Origin of the sequence: Pseudomonas sp. Nvir (assembly GCF_963778085.1) — a bacterium.
GTDB classification, from domain to species: Bacteria; Pseudomonadota; Gammaproteobacteria; order Pseudomonadales; family Pseudomonadaceae; genus Aquipseudomonas; species Aquipseudomonas juntendi.
The window spans coordinates 1,959,070-1,981,597 of sequence record NZ_OY970405.1 but is presented as its reverse complement, the minus strand read 5'-3'; the positions used below and the strand labels follow the sequence as shown (position 1 = coordinate 1,981,597).

The 22,528-nt window shown below is 65.1% G+C and carries 19 protein-coding genes; 9 read left to right on the top strand and 10 right to left on the bottom strand.

Annotated features, from left to right (window positions below):
* Window positions 1-128 precede the first annotated feature (128 nt).
* The 7 genes from AACG97_RS09415 to AACG97_RS09385 form a co-directional block, all read right to left on the bottom strand.
* Entirely contained in the window at window positions 129-584 is a 456-nt protein-coding gene (locus AACG97_RS09415) for a hypothetical protein (RefSeq protein WP_009684719.1), read from the bottom strand.
* A gap of 64 nt (window positions 585-648) precedes the next feature.
* On the bottom strand, window positions 649-2,091 hold the full coding sequence (locus AACG97_RS09410; protein ID WP_009684720.1) for an aminotransferase-like domain-containing protein: 1,443 nt from the start codon (window positions 2,089-2,091) through the stop codon (window positions 649-651).
* Between the two features lie 196 nt (window positions 2,092-2,287).
* The gene (locus AACG97_RS09405; protein ID WP_009684721.1) at window positions 2,288-3,100 is read right to left on the bottom strand and encodes an OmpA family protein; all 813 of its coding nucleotides are present in this window, start codon (window positions 3,098-3,100) and stop codon (window positions 2,288-2,290) included.
* A complete protein-coding gene (locus AACG97_RS09400) occupies window positions 3,097-3,450 on the bottom strand; it encodes a DUF4398 domain-containing protein (RefSeq protein WP_029886528.1) in 354 nt (117 codons plus the stop codon). The genes AACG97_RS09405 and AACG97_RS09400 overlap by 4 nt, the downstream gene beginning before the upstream one ends.
* A 9-nt stretch (window positions 3,451-3,459) precedes the next feature.
* Window positions 3,460-4,281, bottom strand: a complete 822-nt coding sequence (locus tag AACG97_RS09395; protein ID WP_029886527.1) for a substrate-binding periplasmic protein — start codon at window positions 4,279-4,281, stop codon at window positions 3,460-3,462.
* Window positions 4,282-4,376: 95 nt separating this feature from the next.
* Window positions 4,377-5,306 carry an electron transfer flavoprotein subunit alpha/FixB family protein gene (locus AACG97_RS09390; protein WP_009684724.1) on the bottom strand — a complete coding sequence of 310 codons (930 nt, stop codon included), beginning with the start codon at window positions 5,304-5,306 and terminating at the stop codon, window positions 4,377-4,379.
* Window positions 5,307-6,056: an electron transfer flavoprotein subunit beta/FixA family protein gene (locus tag AACG97_RS09385; RefSeq protein WP_029886526.1), complete on the bottom strand. Its 750-nt coding sequence runs from the start codon at window positions 6,054-6,056 to the stop codon at window positions 5,307-5,309. It lies immediately after the preceding gene.
* A gap of 532 nt (window positions 6,057-6,588) precedes the next feature.
* Here AACG97_RS09385 and AACG97_RS09380 point away from each other — a divergent pair.
* On the top strand, window positions 6,589-8,271 hold the full coding sequence (locus AACG97_RS09380) for an electron transfer flavoprotein-ubiquinone oxidoreductase (RefSeq protein WP_080709229.1): 1,683 nt from the start codon (window positions 6,589-6,591) through the stop codon (window positions 8,269-8,271).
* Between the two features lie 58 nt (window positions 8,272-8,329).
* On the opposite strand, the gene AACG97_RS09375 is transcribed toward AACG97_RS09380, so the two are convergent.
* Together AACG97_RS09375 and AACG97_RS09370 are read right to left on the bottom strand one after the other, a co-directional pair.
* Entirely contained in the window at window positions 8,330-9,655 is a 1,326-nt protein-coding gene (locus AACG97_RS09375; RefSeq protein ID WP_009684727.1) for an MFS transporter, read from the bottom strand.
* Between the two features lie 58 nt (window positions 9,656-9,713).
* Window positions 9,714-10,193, bottom strand: a complete 480-nt coding sequence (locus AACG97_RS09370) for a response regulator (protein WP_009684728.1) — start codon at window positions 10,191-10,193, stop codon at window positions 9,714-9,716.
* Window positions 10,194-10,489: 296 nt separating this feature from the next.
* On the opposite strand from AACG97_RS09370, the gene azu reads away from it, so the two are divergent.
* From azu to AACG97_RS09350, 4 genes are all read left to right on the top strand, one after another.
* Window positions 10,490-10,939: an azurin gene (gene azu / locus AACG97_RS09365; RefSeq protein WP_125854491.1), complete on the top strand. Its 450-nt coding sequence runs from the start codon at window positions 10,490-10,492 to the stop codon at window positions 10,937-10,939.
* A 135-nt stretch (window positions 10,940-11,074) separates the two neighbouring features.
* A complete protein-coding gene (locus tag AACG97_RS09360; RefSeq protein ID WP_225785726.1) occupies window positions 11,075-12,277 on the top strand; it encodes an efflux RND transporter periplasmic adaptor subunit in 1,203 nt (400 codons plus the stop codon).
* A gap of 2 nt (window positions 12,278-12,279) precedes the next feature.
* A complete protein-coding gene (locus AACG97_RS09355; RefSeq protein ID WP_009684732.1) occupies window positions 12,280-14,247 on the top strand; it encodes a MacB family efflux pump subunit in 1,968 nt (655 codons plus the stop codon).
* Between the two features lie 4 nt (window positions 14,248-14,251).
* Window positions 14,252-15,655: an efflux transporter outer membrane subunit gene (locus AACG97_RS09350; RefSeq protein WP_225785727.1), complete on the top strand. Its 1,404-nt coding sequence runs from the start codon at window positions 14,252-14,254 to the stop codon at window positions 15,653-15,655.
* 29 nt (window positions 15,656-15,684) lie between these two features.
* Here AACG97_RS09350 and pvdP read toward each other — a convergent pair whose 3' ends face one another.
* Window positions 15,685-17,292: a pyoverdine maturation tyrosinase PvdP gene (gene pvdP / locus AACG97_RS09345; protein WP_225785728.1), complete on the bottom strand. Its 1,608-nt coding sequence runs from the start codon at window positions 17,290-17,292 to the stop codon at window positions 15,685-15,687.
* Window positions 17,293-17,439: 147 nt separating this feature from the next.
* Between pvdP and AACG97_RS09340 the strand changes: the two genes are divergently transcribed.
* From AACG97_RS09340 to AACG97_RS09325, 4 genes are read left to right on the top strand one after another with little or no spacing between them, the layout of a single operon-like run.
* A complete protein-coding gene (locus AACG97_RS09340; protein ID WP_181880552.1) occupies window positions 17,440-18,816 on the top strand; it encodes a dipeptidase in 1,377 nt (458 codons plus the stop codon).
* Window positions 18,813-19,691 carry a dihydropyoverdine dehydrogenase gene (gene pvdO / locus AACG97_RS09335; protein ID WP_115293687.1) on the top strand — a complete coding sequence of 293 codons (879 nt, stop codon included), beginning with the start codon at window positions 18,813-18,815 and terminating at the stop codon, window positions 19,689-19,691. The genes AACG97_RS09340 and pvdO overlap by 4 nt, the downstream gene beginning before the upstream one ends.
* Before the next feature lie 16 nt (window positions 19,692-19,707).
* Entirely contained in the window at window positions 19,708-20,817 is a 1,110-nt protein-coding gene (ptaA, locus tag AACG97_RS09330; protein ID WP_197885453.1) for a pyoverdine biosynthesis transaminase PtaA, read from the top strand.
* 59 nt (window positions 20,818-20,876) lie between these two features.
* Window positions 20,877-22,526: a cyclic peptide export ABC transporter gene (locus AACG97_RS09325; protein ID WP_029886517.1), complete on the top strand. Its 1,650-nt coding sequence runs from the start codon at window positions 20,877-20,879 to the stop codon at window positions 22,524-22,526.
* Window positions 22,527-22,528: the final 2 nt, after the last annotated feature.

The window sequence follows — 22,528 nt, the reverse complement described above, 5'->3', positions numbered from 1 at the left end:
ATTCACCAAACTCAGGACTCCCTGAAACAAGTAACGGGACGAACGCCCCTGGATAGTACCCGCCCAAACAGGTGTTTGAAATTGCTGGCACGATGAAAAATGACATGACCCGGCAGTCAGTTTGCCCCTTACTGCCGGAACTCGAAATCGATGGCCGCACCTTCCACTTCACGGCGGCTGTCATTGCGCAATTGCAGCTGCATTTCATTGTTGATCAAGCGGCCATTGAGCTGGAACGGGCTGTCGTCGGCTTCCGGCTTGTCCCGGAACATAGGGGGCAGCAGCGGTTTGCGGCGCTGGATCGGCGAAGGTGTCCCTATGTCTGGCTCAAGGTTGTCGACCAGGTCGGTGGGCAGGCTCAAGTCCAACTTTGCTTTGGGCAAAGGCTTGGCAACTGCCTTGCTTCGCGGTTTTGCTTTCTTGGCAGGGGCTTTGCGGACTACCGGCTTCTGCGCAGGCTTGGCGGCGTTTTTTGTCTGTGCCTGCTGGGCCTGCGCCGGCTGCGCAGCGAAGGCCAGGCCCGCGGCGGCGCAGCACGGGGCCGCAAGGCACAGAATCAGAACAAAACGACGTAATGCATTCATGGCAAATGGACAGACCCGCTGTAAAGGCTCGTATGCTCCCTGTTCCGCGGGCTGCTGGCAACCCTCACAAAAGTGTGAGCGCAGGCTCGCGGCACAGCTGCTGCGCCAGCAAGCCCAAGGTCATGACCGCCCGCTCGGCCTCCTTGTTCCACGGAATACCGCAGTTGAGGCGGATGCAGTGGTTGAATTGTTCCGTGTTACTGAATATCAACCCCGGAGCAATACTGATGCCCTGCTCCAACGCACGCACATGCAGCTCTTGCGTATTCACCCGCCCAGGCAGGCTCACCCAGAGGATGAACCCCCCGGTAGGCCGGGTCATCTGGGTACCTTCGGGGAAGTGCTGCTGCACCGCCAGCTGGTAGGCACTGAGGTTCTTGCGGTACTCCTGGCGGATATAGCGCAGCTGCCGGTCGTAGCCGCCATTTTCCAGGTACGCTGCCACACCCATCTGGGTCACGCTGCAGGCTGAATGGGTGGTGAAAGTTTGCAGGCGCTGTATCTCGTCCTGGTAACGCCCGGCGATCATCCAGCCAACCCTCACCCCGGGAGACAAGGTTTTGGAGAAGCTCGAACAGTAGATCACCCGGTCCAGCCGATCGAAGGCTTTCAGTGCCTTGCTCTTGCCCTGCTCGAACATCAACTCGCCATAGATGTCGTCCTCGATGATCTGGATATCGAAGTCCGACGCCAGGCGCAGCAGTTGCTTTTGCCGCTCTTCCGGCACCGTACCGCCCAGCGGGTTGCTCAGCCGCGCAGTCAACACCAAGGCCTTGATCGACCACTGGTTTGCCGCCAGTTGCAAGGCTTCGAGGCTGATCCCCGTGGACGGGTCGCTGGGGATCTCGATCACTTTCAAACCCAGCAGGTCCGCCAGCTGCAGCAAACCGTAATAGGTCGGCGACTCGGCGGCGATCAGGTCCCCGGGGCGGGTCAGCACGCGTAACGACATCTGCAGGGCATCGACACAGCCGTGGGTCACGATCACCTCACGCGGGTCGACGATCACACCGGCATCGCGCATGCGAATGGCAATTTGCCGGCGCAGCGGCTCGAACCCTGGGCTGAACATATAGCTGAAGGCGCGCGGGCTGTGGAAGCGTGTCACTTTGGCGATTTGCTGGTGCAGTGCGCGCACAGGCAGATAATCCACATGCGGCACGGCAGCACCGAACGGGAACACACCGTCGCGGCGGGCCTCGGTCAGTACCTGCTGGATGATGCTGGCACGTGTGACCAGGCCTGGGCGTTCGACCCTGGCGATATCCGGGGTCGGGGCGGTCAGGGCCGGGGTCTGGTGCACATAGTAGCCGGACTGCGGCCGCGCACGGATCAGGCCCTGGTCTTCGAGGTTGGCGTAGGCCTGCAGCACCGTGGCATGGCTGACGTTGAGCTGCGCGCTCATCTTGCGTACGGAGGGTACCCGCTCGCCTGGCTGGTAGACGCCGCGACGAATGTCATCGGCCAGTTGCTGGGCGATACGCTGGTACAGCAGCAGGTTGGTCATGGCGGGATCTCGACGCGCGGACGGGCTCGTTGTTCTTGTGCGACTCACTGACAGTAGAGGATACCGTAACAGTCAAGAAGTGTACCGGGACAGATGGTTGGGCCGCCACTGCATCTTCAGCGCCTGTGAGATCCAGCGCCGCGCGGGCGGCGCGCGATCTGATCGGCGCCGACCGCACCGAGCCGAACACTCACGCTCAACGCGCCGGCGCGAGCCTGCCCTTGTCGTCGGAAAACACAATCTCGACCCGGCGGTTCTGCGCCCTACCCCGCTCCGAGGCATTGGCCTCGATCGGGTACTGGTCGCCGTAGCCTTCGACCTGCAGGCGCTTTTCGTCGACACCAAGGTCCACCAGCATGTCGGCAACGGACTGAGCCCGGTCGTGCGACAGCTTGAGGTTTTCTTCAGGTGTACCCGTGCTGTCGGTATAGCCCTCGATGCGTACCACCCGGTGTGGGTTGAGCTGCAGGAACTGCACCAGCTTGAGCACGGTTCGGCTGGCGGTGTTTTTCAGGTTGGCACTGCCGGTGTCGAACAGCACGTCACCCAAGGTCATTACCAGGCCGCGGTCGGCTTGCTCCGAGGCCAGCGCGGCAATTTGCGCCTCGACCCATTTGCCTTGCTGCTGCACGCTGGCCAGTTTGGCCTCGCGCAAAGCCAGCTGCAAACGCTGGCGCTCCAGGTCCAGCTTGGCCTGGCGCTCCTGGTTCAGCGCCAGCTTGGCATGCTCACCGGCAATCTCGCTGTAACGCTGGCTGAGGTAAGCGTAATGGCGCACATCGGAGCCGGTGCCGATGTAGCTGGACAAGCGCTCGGCGCGCGCCAGCGACTCGCCTGCACGAATCACGTCACGCGGCGCGCTGCGCAGCACGTCGGAATCGTCCTTGACCTTCTGGAAGGCGGCGCTGGCTTGCTCAAGCGCCGCGCTGCTGCGCTGGCTGGCGCAACCCTGCAGGCCTGCCGCCAGGGCCAGCACTGCCAGTACGGCGAAGGGTGCGTGACGGTTCATGGCTGCACCTCCAGCTGCTTGCGCAGGCGCTGCACCCGCGACTGCAACAACTGCAACTGCTCTTCACTCTTCTGGTTCAGCACCTGGGCCTCGGCAAAACGCGCGTCCAGTTCCGCCTGCTCGGCGCGCATGCGCGCATCGCGGTAGTCTTCGGTCAGCATGTTGGTCCTGGCCCGCGCCAGCTTGTCTTCGGCCAGTTTCAGCGATTCGACCTGGTCGGTTGCACCGACGGCCCTGGCCTGCTCCAGCGCCTGTTCGGAAATACGCATCTGCTCGTTAGGGGCCGGGTCATTGGCGCAGCCCGCCAGGCCAAGCACGGCCAGGGCAAGGATCAGTGGTTGGGTTCTCACGCAATCTTCCTAGTGTTTGGGGGCGTCCGCCGGTACTTGCAGCTGCGCTTTCCAGCGCTCGACATTACGTTGCAGTACCGCTTCGGATGCACCGGAGATCGGCAATTCTGTCAGTTTTTTCGCCAATTGCCCACGCAACCAACTGTCATTGCACGCGGAATTGTGCGACAGCGCCAAGTACAAGCCTGGGCGGTCGACCGGCAAACCCCGCGCAATCAGGTCATTGCTCATGCCCAGGCTCTGAGCCATGGCCATACCGGCATAACGGCCAGCCAGCACGTAATCCACCTGGCCGAGCACCAGCTTCTGGAACGCTTGAGTAAGGTTCTGCGCAGGCACCAGCTTCAGTTGCGCCTTGGCGAACGCAGTAAAGGCCGGCGTCAGGCGCGCCCGCTCGGACAAACTACCCTGGTAGCGGGCCAGGTCGGCCGGGCCATCGATGGTCAGTTGCGCATCGTGCCGCGTCCACACCAGGTACTCGTTCAACTGCAACGGGGGGTGGATATAGTCCAGCGCAGTCAGTTGCTCCACCTGCATCGGCGTGTCGATCAGCAGGTCCATGCGGCCGCTGCGAACCTCTTGCAGTGCCTGTTCGCGACGCCCGGCACTGAGCACCTCCACCTTCACCCCCAGCTCGCCAGCCACCTGACGCAGCAGGTCGACGTTGGCACCGATCAGGTGCTGCGGGTTTTTCGGGTCCTGCCACGAATAGGGCGGCGCATCAGGGCTGCCGGTTGCTACCAGGCGTTCGCACTTGCCTGCCGCCATGGCCGGTGGCGCAACCAAGACCGCCATGCATGCCAGCACCCTGCCTGCTTTACGCAGCACCATTGCTCACTCCTTGTATCGCGATTGACCCGTAACCGGCCATAAAAAAACCCGGCCCCTGTAACGGGGCCGGGTTCTTTATAAGTGAAGCAGGCGGATCAGACCAGCTTTTCCAGCTCTGGCACCGCTTCGAACAGGTCCGCGACCAGCCCGTAGTCAGCCACCTGGAAGATCGGCGCTTCTTCGTCCTTGTTGATCGCAACGATCACCTTGGAGTCCTTCATGCCGGCCAGGTGCTGGATCGCACCGGAAATGCCCACGGCGATGTACAGCTGCGGCGCGACGATCTTGCCGGTCTGGCCGACCTGCATGTCGTTGGGCACGAAGCCGGCGTCGACGGCGGCGCGCGAGGCACCCACGGCAGCACCGAGCTTGTCGGCCAGGCTGTACAGGTGGCTGAAGTTGTCACCGTTACCCATGCCACGGCCGCCGGAAACGACGATTTTGGCGGCAGTCAACTCTGGGCGGTCGGACTTGGCCAACTCTTCGCCAACGAACGCCGAGATACCAGCATCGTGCGCGGCACCGACCGCCTCGATGGCAGCCGAACCGCCTTCGGCGGCCACGGCGTCAAAGCCGGTGGTACGCACGGTGATCACCTTGATGGCCGCGCTCGATTGCACGGTGGCAATGGCGTTACCGGCGTAGATCGGGCGCTTGAAGGTGTCGGCGGACTCGACCGAGATGATCTCGGAGATCTGGTCGACGTCCAGCAGCGCAGCAACCCGCGGCAAAACGTTCTTGCCATTGGTGGTGGCCGGGGCCAGCACGTGGCTGTAACCCTTGGCCAGCTCGACGATCAGCGGCGCCACGTTCTCTGGCAGCACGTGGGCATAAGCTGCGTTATCGGCAACCAGGACCTTGGCCACGCCAGCGATCTTGGCAGCGGCTTCGGCAACGCCGCCAATGTTCTGGCCAGCGACCAGTACATGCACATCGCCACCGATCTTGGCGGCAGCGGCAACGGTGTTCAGGGTGGCCGGGGCTACGGCACCGTTTTCGTATTCAGCGACAACCAGGATAGTCATTTAGATTACCTTCGCTTCGTTCTTCAGCTTCTCGACCAGTTCGGCCACCGACTTGACCTTGATACCCGCGCTGCGGGCAGCCGGGGCTTCAACTTTCACGGTTTTGTTGGTGGAGGCGAGGGAAACGCCCAGCGCGTCTGGCGCAAGGGTTTCCAGCGGCTTTTTCTTGGCCTTCATGATGTTCGGCAGCGACGCGTAGCGTGGCTCGTTCAGGCGCAGGTCGGTGGTGACGATCGCAGGCAGGTTCAGTGCAACCGTCTGCAGGCCACCGTCGATTTCACGGGTGACATTCAGCTTGTCGCCGGCCACTTCCACCTTGGAGGCGAAGGTGCCCTGGGCGTAGCCGGTCAGCGCAGCCAGCATCTGGCCGGTCTGGTTGTTGTCGCTGTCGATGGCTTGTTTGCCGAGGATGATCAGCTGTGGCTGCTCCTTGTCGACAACCGCCTTGAGCGCCTTGGCCACGGCCAGGGAGTTCAGTTCATCAGCGGCTTCGACCAGGATGGCGCGGTCGGCGCCAAGGGCCAGGGCGGTGCGCAGTTGTTCCTGGGCAGTGGTCGGGCCGACCGAAACGACCACGATCTCGCTGGCAACGCCCTTCTCTTTCAGGCGTACGGCTTCTTCCACGGCGATTTCGCAGAAGGGGTTCATGGACATCTTGACGTTAGCAAGGTCGACGCCGGAGTTGTCCGCTTTGACGCGAACCTTGACGTTGTAGTCGACCACTCGTTTGACAGCTACAAGAACCTTCATGGATTCCTCGTTACTCTCCGGTGAATAGATAGTCGCCTGGGGCAAAGCCCTGCGATGCGCGTGGGTACAAGGGCACCTCTAAAAACGTACCGGGAAGCGGCATCTTCACAGTGACCGAACAGTCTTGTTCGGACCATTGCGACAAATACTCACGGGTCATTTCCTGTCGTGGCGTGTAAACTCCACTACAAACCGGCCTAAGCCCGCAAAACCCTGCTCCACACCTGGTCTTTAGAGGTGTACCTGCGCCCGGCTGCAAGCCTACGGCGAACGTAAAACCGCTCGTATCTTGACCGTAACACCCAATCCGGTCAATACGGCAAATCGGTCACCCTCCAGCCGCACGCCTGTGATTTTACTGGCCTGCGGCAAATTCAAACAAACGTTTGTATTGGACCCGCCAAGTGGTGTAGATATAATGCGCGGCCAAGACAAAACGGTGTAGTCCGTCAGTTGCGCAGCTACAGTTTCGCTCCCGTGACGAGCCACTGCGCGCATGCACCCATAAGACCCAGCAACAGCACGAGCCTTGATGAGTAGGAGAGAACCTGTGGAACGCGAATACATGGAATTCGACGTGGTCATCGTCGGCGCCGGCCCGGCGGGCCTGTCCGCCGCCTGCCGCCTGAAGCAGAAGGCCGCCGAAACCGGTAGCGAAATCAGCGTCTGCGTGGTGGAAAAAGGCTCCGAAGTCGGTGCTCACATCCTCTCCGGTGCGGTGTTCGAGCCCCGCGCGCTGAACGAGCTGTTCCCCGACTGGAAGGCACTGGGCGCGCCACTGAACACCGAAGTGAAGCGCGACGATATCTACGTGCTCAAAGACGCCGGCAGCTCGACCAAAGTGCCCGACCTGTTCGTGCCCAAAACCATGCACAACCAGGGCAACTACATCATTTCGCTGGGCAACCTGTGCCGCTGGCTGGCCCAGCAGGCCGAGAACCTGGGCGTGGAAATCTACCCCGGCTTCGCCGCCCAGGAAGCCCTGTTCGATGAAAACGGCGTGGTCCGCGGCATTGTCACCGGCGACCTGGGTGTCGACCGCGAAGGCAAGCCAAAGGACGGCCTGTATACCCCCGGCATGGAACTGCGCGCCAAGTACACCCTGTTCGCCGAAGGCTGCCGTGGCCATATCGGCAAGCAGCTGATCAAGCGCTTCAACCTCGACAGCGAAGCCGACGTGCAGCACTACGGCATCGGCCTGAAGGAAATCTGGGAAATCGACCCGGCCAAGCACGAGCAAGGCCTGGTGGTGCATACCGCTGGCTGGCCGCTGGACGTGATGGCCAAGGACAACACCGGTGGCTCGTTCCTTTACCACCTGGAAAACAACCAGGTGGTGGTCGGCCTGATCGTCGACCTGTCCTATGCCAACCCGTACCTGTCGCCCTTCGACGAATTCCAGCGCCTGAAGCACCACCCGGTGATGAGCCAATACCTCGAAGGTGGCAAGCGTATCAGCTACGGCGCCCGCGCCATCTGCAAGGGCGGCCTGAACTCGCTGCCGAAGATGGTCTTCAACGGCGGCGCGCTGATCGGTTGCGACCTCGGCACCCTGAACTTCTCGAAGATCAAGGGCAGCCATACCGCGATGAAGTCCGGCATGCTGGCCGCCGAAGCGGTGGCTGACGCCCTGGCTGCCGGGCGTGAAGGTGGCGACCTGCTCGACGGCTACGTCAGCGCGTTCAAGGCCAGCTGGCTGTACGAAGAGCTGTTCGCCAGCCGCAACTTCGGCCCGGCACTGCACAAGTTCGGCCCGCTGCTGGGGGGGGCTTTCAACTATGTCGACCAGAACTGGTTTGGCGGCAAGCTGCCGTTTACCCTGCACGACACCAAGCCGGACTACGCCTGCCTGAAGCTGGCGGCCGACTCGCAGAAAATCGACTACCCGAAACCGGACGGCAAGCTCAGCTTCGACAAGCTCAGCTCGGTATTCCTCTCCAGCACCAACCATGAAGAGGAACAACCCTGCCACCTGAAGCTGACCGACCCGAGCATCCCGATCGCCAGCAACCTGCCGCTGTACGATGAGCCCGCCCAGCGTTACTGCCCGGCCGGCGTGTACGAAGTGGTCACCCAGGAAGACGGCAACAAGCGGTTCCAGATCAACGCGCAGAACTGCGTGCACTGCAAGACCTGCGACATCAAGGACCCGGCCCAGAACATCACCTGGGTCACCCCTGAAGGCGCTGGCGGGCCGAACTACCCGAACATGTAAGCCCGCCCCTGAAGCAAGAAAAAGCCCCCTGGCCTCGCGGCCCGGGGGCTTTTTTCGTTCATTTGTCGACGCACATGATCGGCATCGGCTCCGCCGCGAACGCGGAAGGTTGCCGGCGGCCAAAGTAGCGGGCAGTGAGCAGCCCCACCGCGCCCATGACCAGACAGAAGCCAACGCACACCCATGGGCTCCACGGCATCAAGGCTATCAACGCCAGGGGCGTAGTGCTGGCCCACAAGGCGTAGGCCACGTTGTAGGTGAAGGAAATACCCGATACCCGGATCTGTGCCGGAAACAGCCCGACCATGACCGACGGCACCACACCCACCACCCCACAGCAGAGCCCGGCCAACGCGTAAGCCAGCCACGTCATGCCCCACTGCCCCACCAGGCTCGCATACAACGCAGCGATGCCCAGCGGCAGCAGCGCGCTGTAGATCATCAACGCCCGCCAGGCGCCCAGGCGGTCGACCAGCAGGCCGGCAAGCACACAACCGATGTTGAGAAAGACGATGCCTACGCTGCTCAGCGCGAACGTGTGCGCGGCAGACATGCCGAAGCGCTGCTGCATGACCGTCGGCGTAATCACCACCAGCACCACCACCGCCGAGGTCAGCACGCAGGTCAGGAGCGCAGCCGGAATCAACGCCCCACGATGCGCGCCCAGCACCTGGCGCAACGGGAATTTCACCGGCTGCTCCTTGCGCTCGCGCAGGGCCAGAAATACCGGCGTTTCACTCAGCCAACGGCGCAACCACACCCCGATCACGCCAAACACGCCCCCGAGCAGGAACGGGTAACGCCAGGCGTAATCGAGAATTTCCTCGGCGCTGAAAGCCTGGGCCAACAGCGTCGCGGTCAGTGCCCCCAGCAAATAGCCAAAGGTCAACCCGGCCTGCAGGAAACCCAGGGCATACCCCCGCCGCCCCGGCGGTGCGTGTTCGGCAACGAATGTCCAGGCACTGGGTACCTCGCCGCCGACCGCAGCCCCCTGCAATATGCGCAACGCCAGCAAGATCAGCGGCGCGGCGTAACCAATCTCGGCATAGGTCGGCATTACCCCGATCAGCAGGCACGGCAGCGCCATCATCAAAATGCTCAGGCTGAACACCCGCTTGCGGCCCAGGTGGTCGGCGAAGTGAGCCATGACGATGCCGCCCAGCGGCCGCGCCAGGTAACCGGTGACGAAAATCCCGAAGCTTTGCAGCAGGCGCAACCACTCCGGCATTTCCGGCGGGAAGAACAGCTGGCTGAGGGTCAGCGCGAAGAACACGAAAATGATGAAATCGTAGATTTCCAGCGCGCCGCCCAGCGCCGCCAGGCCCAGGGTCCGGTGATCGCCGCGGCTGAACCGGGGCGGGCGAGCGGTATCGATGGCAGTCATGGCAGGGTCCGCAAGATCGGCAAAGCGCAAGAGGATAGCAAATACCCGCCGGCCGCCCCTAACGGCTGAACACCGTTTGGCCGAAGTTGCGGTGCCTGCGGGTATGTGCGGTGTTGCCCGACAGGCCCGGCGGCAGTGCCAGGGTGCCGATCAGCAGTGGGCTGTCGATGAGCGCCATGAAGGTCTGCAAGGCCTCGTTGTCCGGCACCTGGGGCAGGCTCACGTTGACCGCCTGGCGTTCGCTCGGCGGCACGCTGGGGACCTTGAGGTGCGGGGTGTGGTACAACAGGGCATGCTGGATCTGCGTGCTGACCCCACAGAAACGCGCCAGGTCGACGCCGACATGGCTGGCCAGTTCGATATTGCCCAGCAGCAGGTTGAACGGCTGCAACGCACTCTGCACCAGACGCTGCAGCTCTTCAAAGCTCTCCACCGGGGCGATCCGGTAATAGCCCAGGCCATTAAGCAGCCGTTCCAACTGCAGGCGCTGGTACGGGTGCTCGTCGGCGATCAGGATGCGCAGCGACTTGTTGATCATGTTGTGGCCCGGGCAAGGGTAGAGATATAGGGCACGCTCCCTGACCATACTGCGCCAGCAACAGGCGTCCACCAGGGCTGCTCTTGGAGGGGTCTTTCTAGATAGTTGTCGGGAACCGGCGAGAAATCAAGTGGCCAGCTCGCAGAATTTTCACGCGCAAAGCGCAATCGTTCCCAACAACTTGGTGGTAAGGCAGCACCCAGGTTAAATCCGGCGACTTCGCATTCGTCTTTGGGTGAACCCTTGGACGCCGGTATTCAAGGCCGGCGTCGTCCGTACCTCGATGGAGATAGCCCATGTTTCGCACTGCCGTAGCCCTGGCTGCACTGACGCTGTCAGGCTTTGTTTTCGCCGACGAGCAATGCTCGGTGACCATCCAAGGCACCGACCAGATGACCTACGACCTCAAGACCATCCACGTGCCGGCCAGCTGCAAACAGTTCACCGTTACCCTGAAGCACCCCGGCAACCTGCCCAGGAACGTAATGGGGCACAACTGGGTGCTGACCCGCAAAGATGACCTCAAGGGCGTGGCCGACGACGGTGCCAAGGCCGGTGAGGGCCATGACTACATCGAGCCAGGTGATGCCCGGGTGCTGGCGCACACCAAGCTGATCGGCGGCAACGAGCAAGCGTCCGTCACGCTGGATACCAAGGCACTGAAACCGGGTGACAACTATGTGTACTTCTGCTCCTATCCCTTCCACGCCACGGTCATGAAGGGCACCCTGACCTTTGGCGGCTGAACCCCGTTGACCAGGCCGGAGCAGCACCGTAGCGGGCTGCGCCCGGCCCCTTGGCCCCGCCCCGCGCAGGGTCCTAAATTTCGCCCCACCACCCTCGTCTAACCGGCAGCCTTCCCTCACTGGCCGGACTTTCGCATGAGTTACTTTCGCAAGAGTTACCTTCGCCTGACCCGCCGCGCTGCAATCGTCATGCTCTGCCTCATACCCCTGGCTGCAGCGGCGGCCTGGCAGCTGCTGCCCAATGACGCCGAGCAGCGCCCCTTCGTGCGCGTCGCGCGCGGCAACATCGAATCCAGCGTCACCGCCTTGGGCACCCTGCAGCCTCGCCAGTATGTGGACGTCGGCGCCCAGGCCTCCGGGCAGATCCGCACCCTGCACGTGGAAGTGGGCGACACGGTCAAACAGGGCCAACTGCTGGTCGAAATCGACCCCTCCACCCAGCAGGCGCAACTGGACGCCGAGCGCTACGCCATCCAGACCCTCGAAGCCCAGGTCAAGGAACAGCAGGCCGAACACCTGTTGGCCAGGCAGCAACTGCAACGCCAGCAGCGCATGGCCGCCGATGGCGCCACCCGCGACGAAGACGTGCAAACCGCCCAGGCCAAGGTGCTGACCACCCAGGCGCGCATTCACAGGTACCAGGCGCAGATCCTCCAGGCCCGGGCCAGCCTGCGCAGCGCCGAGGCTCAACTGGGCTACACGCGCATCTACGCCCCCATGAGCGGCACCGTGGTGGCGGTCGACGCCCGTGCAGGCCAGACGCTCAACGCCCAGCAGCGCACGCCGTTGATCCTGCGCATCGCACGGCTGTCGCCGATGACCATCTGGGCCGAGGTGTCGGAAGCCGACATCGGCCAGGTCAAGCCAGGTATGCAAGCCTACTTCACCACCCTCAGTGGCGGTGGCCGGCGCTGGACCAGCACCGTGCGGCAGATCCTGCCGATCCCACCCAAGCCTCTGGACCAGCTCAGCCAGGGCGGTGGCAGCCCAGCACCGGCCGCGCCCAGCGGCGGCACCAGCAGCGGCGCCGGGCGCGTGGTGCTCTACACCGTGCTGCTGGACGTCGACAACGCCGACAATGCACTGATGGCCGACATGACCGCCCAGGTCTTCTTCGTCGCCGGCAGTGCCCAGAACGTGCTCACCGCCCCGGTCGCCGCCCTGGCAGGCAAGCCAGACCAACCCGACCAGCGCACCGCCCAGGTACTCGCCGACAACGGCCAGGTCCAGCAACGCGCCGTGCGCATCGGGCTCAGCGATCGCCTGCGGGTTCAGATCCTCGATGGCCTGAAGGAAGGCGACCGCCTGCTGATCGGCCCAACCGGCAACGGAAGTTGAGCATGCCTACACCGCTGATCCAGCTGAGCGGCATCCGCAAGGCCTATGGCGGCGGCGACAGCCCCACCGTGGAGGTGCTGCGCGGCATCGACCTGAGCATCCATGCCGGGGAATTCATCGCCATCATCGGCACCTCGGGGTCCGGCAAGTCGACCCTGATGAACATTCTCGGCTGCCTGGACCGGCCCAGCGCCGGCCAGTACCGCTTCGCTGGCCAGGACGTGGCCGAGCTCGATGACGACCAACTGGCCTGGCTGCGCCGTGAAGCCTTCGGCTTCGTGTTCCAGGGCTACCACCTCATCCCGTCGGCCTCGGCCCAGGAAAACGTCGAAATGCCGGCCATCTACGCCGGCACCCCCGCCGCCGCGCGCGCCGCACGCGCCCAGGTGTTGCTGCGGCGCCTGGGGCTGGGCGAACGCACCGGCAACCGCCCGCGGCAATTGTCCGGTGGCCAGCAGCAGCGAGTGTCGATTGCCCGTGCGCTGATGAACGGCGGGCACATCATCCTCGCCGACGAGCCCACCGGTGCGCTGGACAGCCACAGCGGCACGGAGGTCATGGCCCTGCTCGACGAGCTGGCGCAGCAAGGCCACGTGGTGATCCTGATCACCCACGATCGCAACGTCGCTGCCCGCGCACAGCGCATCATCGAGGTGCGCGACGGCGCGGTGGTCAGTGACAGCGCCGTCGGCCAGCCGCCCCCTGCAGCCAAACCCGGCGCCCTGCAGGCCGACGCCCTGCGCCAGCGCCTGGCCCACGCCAACCAGGCGCGCAGCCCCTGGCTCGGCGAAACCCGCGACGCCCTGGTGGCCGCCTGGCGGATGATGTGGACCAACCGCACGCGCACCGCCTTGACCCTGCTGGGCATCATCATCGGTGTGGCCTCGGTGGTGGTAATGCTGGCCGTGGGCGAAGGTAGCAAGCGCCAGGTGATGGCGCAGATCGGCGCCTTCGGGTCCAACATCATGTTCATGAACGGCGCCCCGGCCACCCCGCGCGCGCCACCAGGCCATATCCGCCTGAGCGACGTGCAGGCCCTGGCCGAGCTGCCCCAGGTCAAGTCGATCATGGCCGCGACCACCTTGCAGGCCCAGGTACGCTACGGCAACGGCGAGATGACCTCGACCATCGGCGGCTACAGCCCGGCGTTTCCATCGATCCTCAACTGGCCGGTGGCCGAGGGCAGCTTTTTCGACGAAACCGACATGGCCACGGGTGCTGCCGTCGCGGTCATCGGCTCCGAAGTCAAAAAGAAGCTCTTCGCCGACGGCCAGGACCCGATCGGCCGTTACATCCTGGTGGAGAACGTGCCCTTCCAGGTCATCGGCGTGCTGGCCAGCAAAGGTTCCAGCGGCGCCAACCAGCGCAACGACCTGCGCATCGCCATTCCCTATTCGGCTGCGCGCATCCGCCTGTCCGGCGTCGAGTACCCCGAATATGTGATCATCGCCGCCACCGACAGCACCCTGGTGCATGAGGCGGAACAGGCGATCCGCAGCTTGATGACCAGCCTGCACGGTGGCATCCAGGACTTCGAGATCGACAACAGCGCCGCCCTTATTCAGGCCGAAGCACAGACCCGCAACGGCCTGTCGCTGATGCTTGGGGCCATCGCCGCCATCTCGCTGCTGGTGGGCGGTATCGGGGTGATGAACGTGATGCTGATGACCGTGCGCGAGCGCACCCGCGAGATCGGCATCCGCGTGGCCACCGGGGCCCGCCAGCGCGACATCCTGCGCCAGTTCCTCACCGAAGCCGTGGTGCTGTCGCTGGTCGGTGGCGTCACCGGCGTGGCCCTGGCCCTGCTGATCGGGGCAGGCCTGAACCTGGCCAAGGTGGCCGTGGCGTTTTCCGCCCTGGCCATGTTCGGTGCCTTTGCCTGCTCGGTCGCCACCGGTGTGATCTTTGGCTTCATGCCAGCCCGCAAGGCCGCCGGGCTCGACCCGGTGGCCGCCCTGTCCAGTGAATGAACCCATGACCAAAGCCCCGTTTGCCTTGATCCCCCTGCTGGCGCTACTCGGCGCCTGCAGCCAGACCACCCCGGTGGACAACGCGGTTGCCCCACCGCCCGGCTGGCAAAGCCCGGCCGTGCCCCAGGCGCAGGCCGTGGACATCGAGCGCTGGTGGGCGAGCTTCAACAGCCCGCAGCTGGCGCGCCTGATCGACCAGAGCCGGCAAGGCAGCCACGACCTGAAGGCGGCCATGGCCAGGGTGCGCCAGGCCGGCGCCGATGTGCGCATCGCCGGCGGCACACTGCTGCCGCGGCTCGATGCCAGCGCCAACGCCTATCGCCAGCGCCTGCTCAAGGGCCAGGGCTACAGCGAACTGGACGCTTCCAGCAGGGAGCGCACCTACCATTACTTCAACACGGCACTCACGGCCAGCTATGAAGTGGACTTCTGGGGGCGCAACGCGGCCACGCGCGACAGCGCCGGCCACAGCCTGCAGGCCAGCGAACTGGACCGCGACACCCTTGAGCTGAGCCTGGCCGGCCAGGTCGCGGACACCTACCTGGCAGCCCTGGCGGCGCAGGAGCAGACCCGTATCGCCACGTTGAACCTGGGCAATGCGCAGAAAATCCTCGACGTGGTCCGCACCCGCTACCAGGCCGGCTCCGCCACCGCGCTGGAGCTGGCCCAGCAGCAGAGCCTGGTGGCCGGCCAGCAGCGCCAGTTGCCGCTGTACCGGCAGCAGGCCCGCGACGCGCTGATCACCCTGGCCACCTTGCTCGGCGAGCCGGTGCAGAACCTACAGTTGGAGGCACTGCCCTTCGAGCAGCTGCAAGGCCCCGCCATCGATGCCGGCATCCCCAGCCAATTGCTCACGCGCCGCCCCGACATCGCCGTAGCCGAAGCGCGCCTGGCCGCGGCCCAGGCCGACGTGCGCGTGGCCCGCGCGGCCCTGTTCCCCACGCTGACCCTGAGCGCCAGCCTGGCCACCGGCGACCGTCAGGCCGCCGACCTGTTGCGCAACCCGGTGCTCAACCTGGGCGCGGGTTTGACCGCACCGATCTTCAACAACGGCCAATTGCGCGCCGAGCGCGACAAGGCCTTGGCGCGTCACGAAGAACTGCTGGAAACGTACCGCGGGGTGCTGGTCACCAGCTTCGGCGAAGTGGAGAAGGCGCTCAACAGTGTCGACGGCCTGGACCGCCAGGCCCGCTGGCAACAGCAAGCGCTGCAACAGGCGCAGCGCGCCTTCGACCTGGCCGAAAGCCGCTACCGCGCCGGGGCAGAAGACCTGCTCAGCGTGCTGCAGGCGCAAAGCAGCCTGTTCGACGCCCAGGCCGAGCGCGTGCAGCTGCGCAGGGACCGCCTGCAAGCCAGCGTGGCCCTGTACAAGGCCCTGGGCGGCGGCTGGGCGACACAGCAACGGTGAGGCCCGGGCGGTGGCCGCGCCAGCCGCGGCTACAGCCCATCCTTGCGCGGCCCCGGCGCCAGGTACCGGGCGAACCACGGCCGGCTTGGCGGCACACGCTTCATCAGCCGCTCGGCCTCCTGGTCCGGGCTGAAGATCACTTGCAGCGCCAGTTTCATGGTCTCGATGTCCAGCTGGCTGCCACCACCATTGCCTTTGCCCCAGGCACCGCAGCCTTCGCTGGACGGCCCCAGCCACGGCTCGGCCACGCGTACCCAGCGCCCCGGCGCGAACCAGGGAATGCCGTTGACGGTCAAGCGCCGCACTTCCCCTGGGTGTGCCTGTTCATGGGCCAGGAACCAGTCCTCGAGGCGGTCGTCGAGCCAGCCATGGAAGGCCCAGAACACCGGGTTCACATGGGACGAGAACGGGTCGCCGAGAAAATCGTTGCTCGCCCCGAACCAGCGCTCGGAAAAGTCATGGTTGCGCCGCGCATAGGCCATCGGCCAGCCGGTGTTCGGGTCCTGGGCCATGGCCGCCCAGCGCATGTGCAGCCAGTCGTGGATGCCCAGTTCGATGCGCGAGCCCAGCTCCCCCAGGCACAGCGTGCTGAGGTACTCGGGGTCGTGCAGTTGCGCTTCCCACAGCTGGAAGTTGGCGTACAGGCCTTCGCGGCTCTTGATGTAGTACAGCCACTGGTTGAAGTGGTCATCGTCGTCGGCCTGCCAGCAAGGCGGCACGCTGTAGCCGGTGACGTTGTTCATGTAGTCGGCGAACGCCTGCCGGTTCTCGCCCACAAAAGGGCGCGGCGCCGGCAGGCACGGCCACGAACGCAGGTCCTGCACCTGGCGCACGCCATGCAGCATGTGCCGGTGCATGAACAGGAAGTCCTCGCCCGAACCGTTGAGGTGGCGGTCATGGCCACGGGCATTGCGCTCCTTGCCCAGCGGCCCGGCCTGCCAGCCCAGGCCACGCACGGCCTGGCGCCGGGATTCGTCAATGCGGTGCCAGCGGTCACGGGTGGCATGCCAGAGCTGGTGAAAGTAGCGCCAGCCCGGCGAAATCAGTTGCTCGTGCAGCGCCGGAACGAAGGCCAGCCGCTCTCGCGCCGGCACGAAAGGCCGACGACGGGCGACGAAGCGGCCCTGGGGCCCGGAAAACCCCGCCTGGACACCGGCCAGGCGTACCTGGCCGCTGAGGGTGGCACCGCCACCGCCTTGGCTCCAGCCCCCCCAGATCTCATCGAGCACCGCTTCGCAGTCGTAACCCTGGCCGCTCGTCGAGATCAGCTTGAGGCGCAGGTGCGGCAGGCGCTCGGCGGCCAGCGGCGCATACACCTGCATGCCGTCGGCATAGGGCGGCAGGCCCAGGTAGCCGCGCACGGCCCGGGCCCCCTGCCCCACGTCCAGCAGCAGTTCCAGCGGCCGCGCCAGCTCGGGCAGCGCCGCATCGCCCGCCACCAGGTGCCACTCCCAGATACCCGTCAGGCGCTCGCCCAGCAGCGCATTAGGCACATCGTCCACCGGCACCGCCGGTTCGTCGGAGGCCAGCTCCGCCTCCTGGGCTTCGTCCCATTTCTGCCAGGCGAAATAACCCGTGGGCAGCACTGCGCCGGCGGCCACAAGCCCTGCCAGCATTCCTCGGCGTGACACCTTCATCCACTGTACTCATGACGTGACTACTCCAGCGAAAACGAATGGTCACAAAGGCGATTTAGGCGTTTGGTAAATTCTTCCGCCATCGACTCGTATCACCCAACAAGTTCGAACGGCATGGGGCCGTCGTCCAGGCGGGTCGAAATGGCAATGACGAAACACCTCCTTTTCTCGCGCAAGTGGCCGTGGCTGCTGGCCCTGGTCCTGCTGCTGGCCGCTGCGGGCAGCGGCGCCTGGTGGTACTGGGTGTACCTGCCGGCACACCCCTACAGCCGCGCCATCGTGCAGCGCGCCAACGCCCTGCAGGAACGCATCCTGGCGCTGGACGGGCACCTGGACGTTCCCCTGAACTATGGCACCGATGGCCGTGAGGCCAACCGCGACGGCCCAACCCAGTTCGACCTGGTCAAGGCCGGCAAGGCACGCCTGCGCGGCGCCTCGATCGCCATCTGGTCCTGGCCCGAGTTCTGGAGCGGGCCGAACTGGCCGCACCGCCCCACTGCCGGCTTCCAGGCCGCCATGGCCAACGAGCTGGAGGTGCGCTACAAGATCATCACCGGCATCGCCCGCGACTTCCCCAACCAGGCCGGCATCGCCTACACCCCGGCAGACTTCCGCCGCCTGGCCGACGAGGGCAAGTTCGCCATCGTCATCAGCATGCTCAACGCCGCCCCGCTGGGCGACGACGTCGACAAGCTCGACCTGTGGGCCGCGCGCGGCGTGCGGGTGTTCGGCCCCGGCTACGTGGGCAACAACAGCTGGGTGGACTCGGCACGCCCGCTGCCCTTCCTGGGCGATTCGACCGACCCGCTAGGCGGCCTGTCACCGTTGGGCCGCCGCGCCGTGGCCAAGCTCAACGACCTGGGCGTGGTGATCGACGTGTCGCAGATGTCCAGCCAGGCCCTGACCCAGGTCACCCAGCTCAGCCACGCCCCGGTGATCGCCTCGCACACGGGTGTGCAGGGCATGATGGACATCCGCCGCAACCTCAGCGACGCCGACCTGGCCCACATCAAGGCCACCGGCGGCCTGGTCAACATCGTCGCCTACTCCAAGTACCTCAAGCCGTTCTCGCGCGAAACCATCGCCCGGATGAACGCCCTGCGCGAACGCTACGGTCTGCCCGACGTGCAGAACCAGACGCAGATGGGCACCACCACGGACCCGGTGTTCTCGATCTGGCCAGAGAAGAAGTTCGGCGAATTCCTCACCCCCTTCTACGACATCCTCGGCCAGGAACCCGAGGCCACCCTGGCCGAGTACGTCGATTCCATCGACTACGCGGTGAAGAAGATCGGCATCGACCACGTCGGCATCAGCTCGGACTTCAACGACGGCGGCGGCGTGATCGGTTACCACAACGTCGGCGAAAGCCGCAACGTCACCGCCGAGCTGATCCAGCGCGGCTATTCCGACGAAGACATCGCCAAGCTCTGGGGCGGCAACTTCCTGCGTGTGTGGGACACCGTCCAGAGGGCCGCCAAGCCGGCCAACACGCCTGTCACTCAACTACAAGGACACCCATGAAACGCCTTGACCTGCTGCTCGCCCTAGGATGCCTTTCGCTGTCGGCGCATGCGCTGGCCGCCGACCCGACCGAACCCGGCAAAGTCTTCACCGACTGCAAGAAGCACTGCCCGGAAATGGTCGTGCTGCCCGCCGGCAGCTTCGTCATGGGTACCCCCGATGACGAAGTCGGCAAGCAGGACGACGAAAATCCCCTGCACACGGTGACCTTCGCCCGCCCCTTCGCGGTCAGCCGCTTCACCATCACCGCCGCGCAGTGGCAAGCCTATGCCAAGGCCACCAAGACCGTGCTGCCCGATGGTGACCTGCGCCCCGGCCGCCTGTGCCAGAACGGCAAGCCCCGCTATGCCCAGGGCCCGCGCCAACCGGCCGTGTGCATGACCTGGTTCGAGGCCCGCGACTACATCGCCTGGCTGGCCAAGACCACCGGCAAGCCCTACCGCATGCTCAGCGAAGCAGAACGCGAATACGCCGCCCGTGCCGGCTCCACGGGCTCGTTCCCTTTCCCGTTCGACAAGGAAGGCGAGTACACCATCAGCAAGCACGCCAACGTCTACGGCCCGGCCGACGGTTTCTCGTTCACCTCGCCGGTCGGCAGCTTCCCGCCCAACGCCTTCGGCATGTACGACATGCACGGCAACGTCTACGAATGGCTGGAAGACTGCTGGCACACCGACTATGTCGGCGCACCCACCGATGGCAGCGCCTGGACCACCGGCGGCAACTGCGGGCATCGGCAGATCCGCGGCAACGACTACAGCGAGCCGGCGATCTTCTCGCGCTCCGGCAACCGCAACGAACGCGAACCCCAGGTGCGCGGTGACTGGCTGGGCTTTCGCGTAGCCCGCGACCTGGACGTTGACCACCAGGACTGACCCGAGGAGCAACCCCATGAGTGCTTTGAGCCGACGACGCTTCGTCACCACCGCTGCGCTGGCCAGTGCCGCCCCCGCCTTGCCTGCCTGGGCCGCGCAACTGCCTGCCGGCCCCGTGCCGGACCCGGTCTTTGGCGACGACATCGTGCGCCTGGACTACAACGAAAGCCCGTACGGCCCGGGCCCTTTGGCGGTCAAGGCCCTGGAACAGGGCGGCCGCCAGAGCGGGCGTTACTATTACGAACAACAGGTCCGCCTGATCGAACTGTTCGCCCGGCAGAACGGCATCCCCGAGGATCACGTGGCGGTGTTCTGCGGCTCGCGCCCCCCCCTGCAATACGCGCTGGCCCAATACGCAGGCCCGCGCAGCGTGGTCACCGCCGCGCCGACCTACGACTCGGTGGCGGCCGGCGCCAGCAGCGTCGGCGCCGCCGTGCACGAGGTGCCCCTCGATGCCCGCCACGCCCACGATGCACGCGCCATGCTGGCCGCCGACCGCAATGCCGGCGTGATCTACCTGTGCAACCCCAACAACCCCACGGGCACCCTGACCCCACGCGCCGACATCGAGCAGGTGGTCACGCACAAGCCCGCCGGCTGCCTGGCAATCATCGACGAGGCCTATATCCACTTCAGCGATGCGCCGCCCTGCCTGGACCTGGCCGTGCAGCACGACGACGTGATGGTCCTGCGCACCTTCTCAAAGCTGTATGGCATGGCCGGCGCACGCCTAGGCCTGGCCATCGCCAGGCCTGCCGTGCTGACCGCGCTGCAGCGCTTCAACGGGCGCAATTTCATTTCCCTGGCAGCCTCCCTGGGCGGCATCGCCAGCCTGGAGCAGGCCGACCTGGTCAGCGAACGCAAACGCACCAACCAGCAGATCCTGCACAGCACCACCGAGCACCTGCGCGCCGCCGGCTACCGCTGCACGGACGCCCAGGCGAACTGCTTCATGGTGCAGCTCGGGCGCCCTGCGCAACCGGTCATCGAAGCCCTGGCCCGGCGCAAGGTCCGGGTCGGGCGAGTGTTCCAGGCATGGCCCGACTGGATGCGCGTGACCGTGGGTACACCGCAGCAGATGCAGGCGTTTCTGGCGGCCTTCGAGCAGGTCATGACCGCGGCCTGACGCCTGATCCGGCACTTATGCACGCTAACCAGCGTTTGATGCGTCACAAGGAGTACACCATGTCACCGCAACCTAAAAGCGCGCTACGGGAGTTGTTCACCCTGCTGCGCCCGTTCAAATACACCGTACTGGGTTCCGTGCTGCTGGGCGTGGTCGGTGGCTTGAGCATCACCGTCCTGCTGGCGACCATCAACCGCGCGCTGCATGCCCAGGGCGGCCTGGGCCAGGGGGTGGTGTGGCTATTTGCCGGGCTGTGCCTGGTAGCGCTGGCCAGCTCGATCTTCTCCGACCTTGGCACCAACCGCGTCGGCCAGTCGATCATCGCCTCGCTGCGCAAGGAACTGGGCGAGAAGGTGCTGTCTGCGCCCATCGAGCAGATCGAGCGTTACCGCAGTCACCGCCTGATACCGGTACTGACCCATGACGTGGACACCATCAGCGACTTCGCCTTCGCCTTCGCCCCCCTGGCCATATCCATGACCGTTACCCTGGGCTGCCTGGGCTACCTCGCCTTGCTGTCATGGCCGATGTTCCTGCTGATGCTGGTGGCCATCGCCCTGGGCACAGGCGCCCAGTATCTGGCCCGGGCCAAAGGCATGAAAGGCTTCCTGGCCGCGCGCGATGCCGAGGACGAGCTGCAGAAGCACTACCACGCCATCGCCGCCGGCGCCAAGGAGCTGCGCATCCACCGGCCACGCCGCCAGCGCATGTTCAGCAGCCACATCCAGGGCACCGCCGACCGCATCCGCGACACCCAGATCCGCTCGATCAACACCTTCGTCGTGGCCAAGAGCTTCGGCTCCATGCTGTTCTTCGCGGTGATCGGCGTGGCGCTGGTGCTGCAGTCGCTGTGGCCGGCCGCGGACGCCTCGGTGATGAGTGGCTTCGTGCTGGTGCTGTTGTACATGAAGGGCCCGCTGGAGCACCTGGTCGGCACCCTGCCGATCGTCAGCCGGGCACAGATCGCCTTCCGCCGCATCGCCGAGCTGTCCGAGCAGTTTTCCTCGCCCGAGCCGCACCTGCTGCTGCAGGACCGCAAGAGCCAGATGACCGGCCTCGCCACCCTGGAACTGCGCGACGTGCGCTACGCATTCCCACCGGTTGAAGGCAGCGCACCGTTCGCCCTGGGCCCGGTGAACCTGGAAATCAAACAGGGCGACATCGTCTTTATCGTCGGTGAGAACGGCTGCGGCAAGACCACCCTGATCAAGCTGCTGCTGGGGCTGTATGCGCCGCAGCAAGGGGAGATCCGCGTCGACGGCCAGGCCATCGACGCGCAGCACCGCGACGACTACCGTCAGCTGTTCACCACCATCTTCGCCGACTACTACCTGTTCGAAGACCCGGCCATGGGCCCACAGCAGGTCCCCGACAGCGCCCAGACCTACCTCAAGCGCCTGGAGATCGCGCACAAGGTGAGCGTGCGCGACGGCGTGTTCAGCACCACCGACCTGTCCACCGGGCAACGCAAGCGCCTGGCGCTGATCAATGCCTGGCTGGAGGAGCGCCCGGTGCTGGTGTTCGATGAATGGGCCGCAGACCAGGACCCGACGTTCCGCCGGGTGTTCTACACCGAGCTGCTGCCGGAGCTCAAGAAGCTGGGCAAGACCATCATCGTCATCAGCCACGACGACCGATACTTCGATGTCGCCGACCAGCTGGTGCGCATGCAAGCCGGCCAGGTGCTCTGCGAGCTGAACGTTGCCTGAGT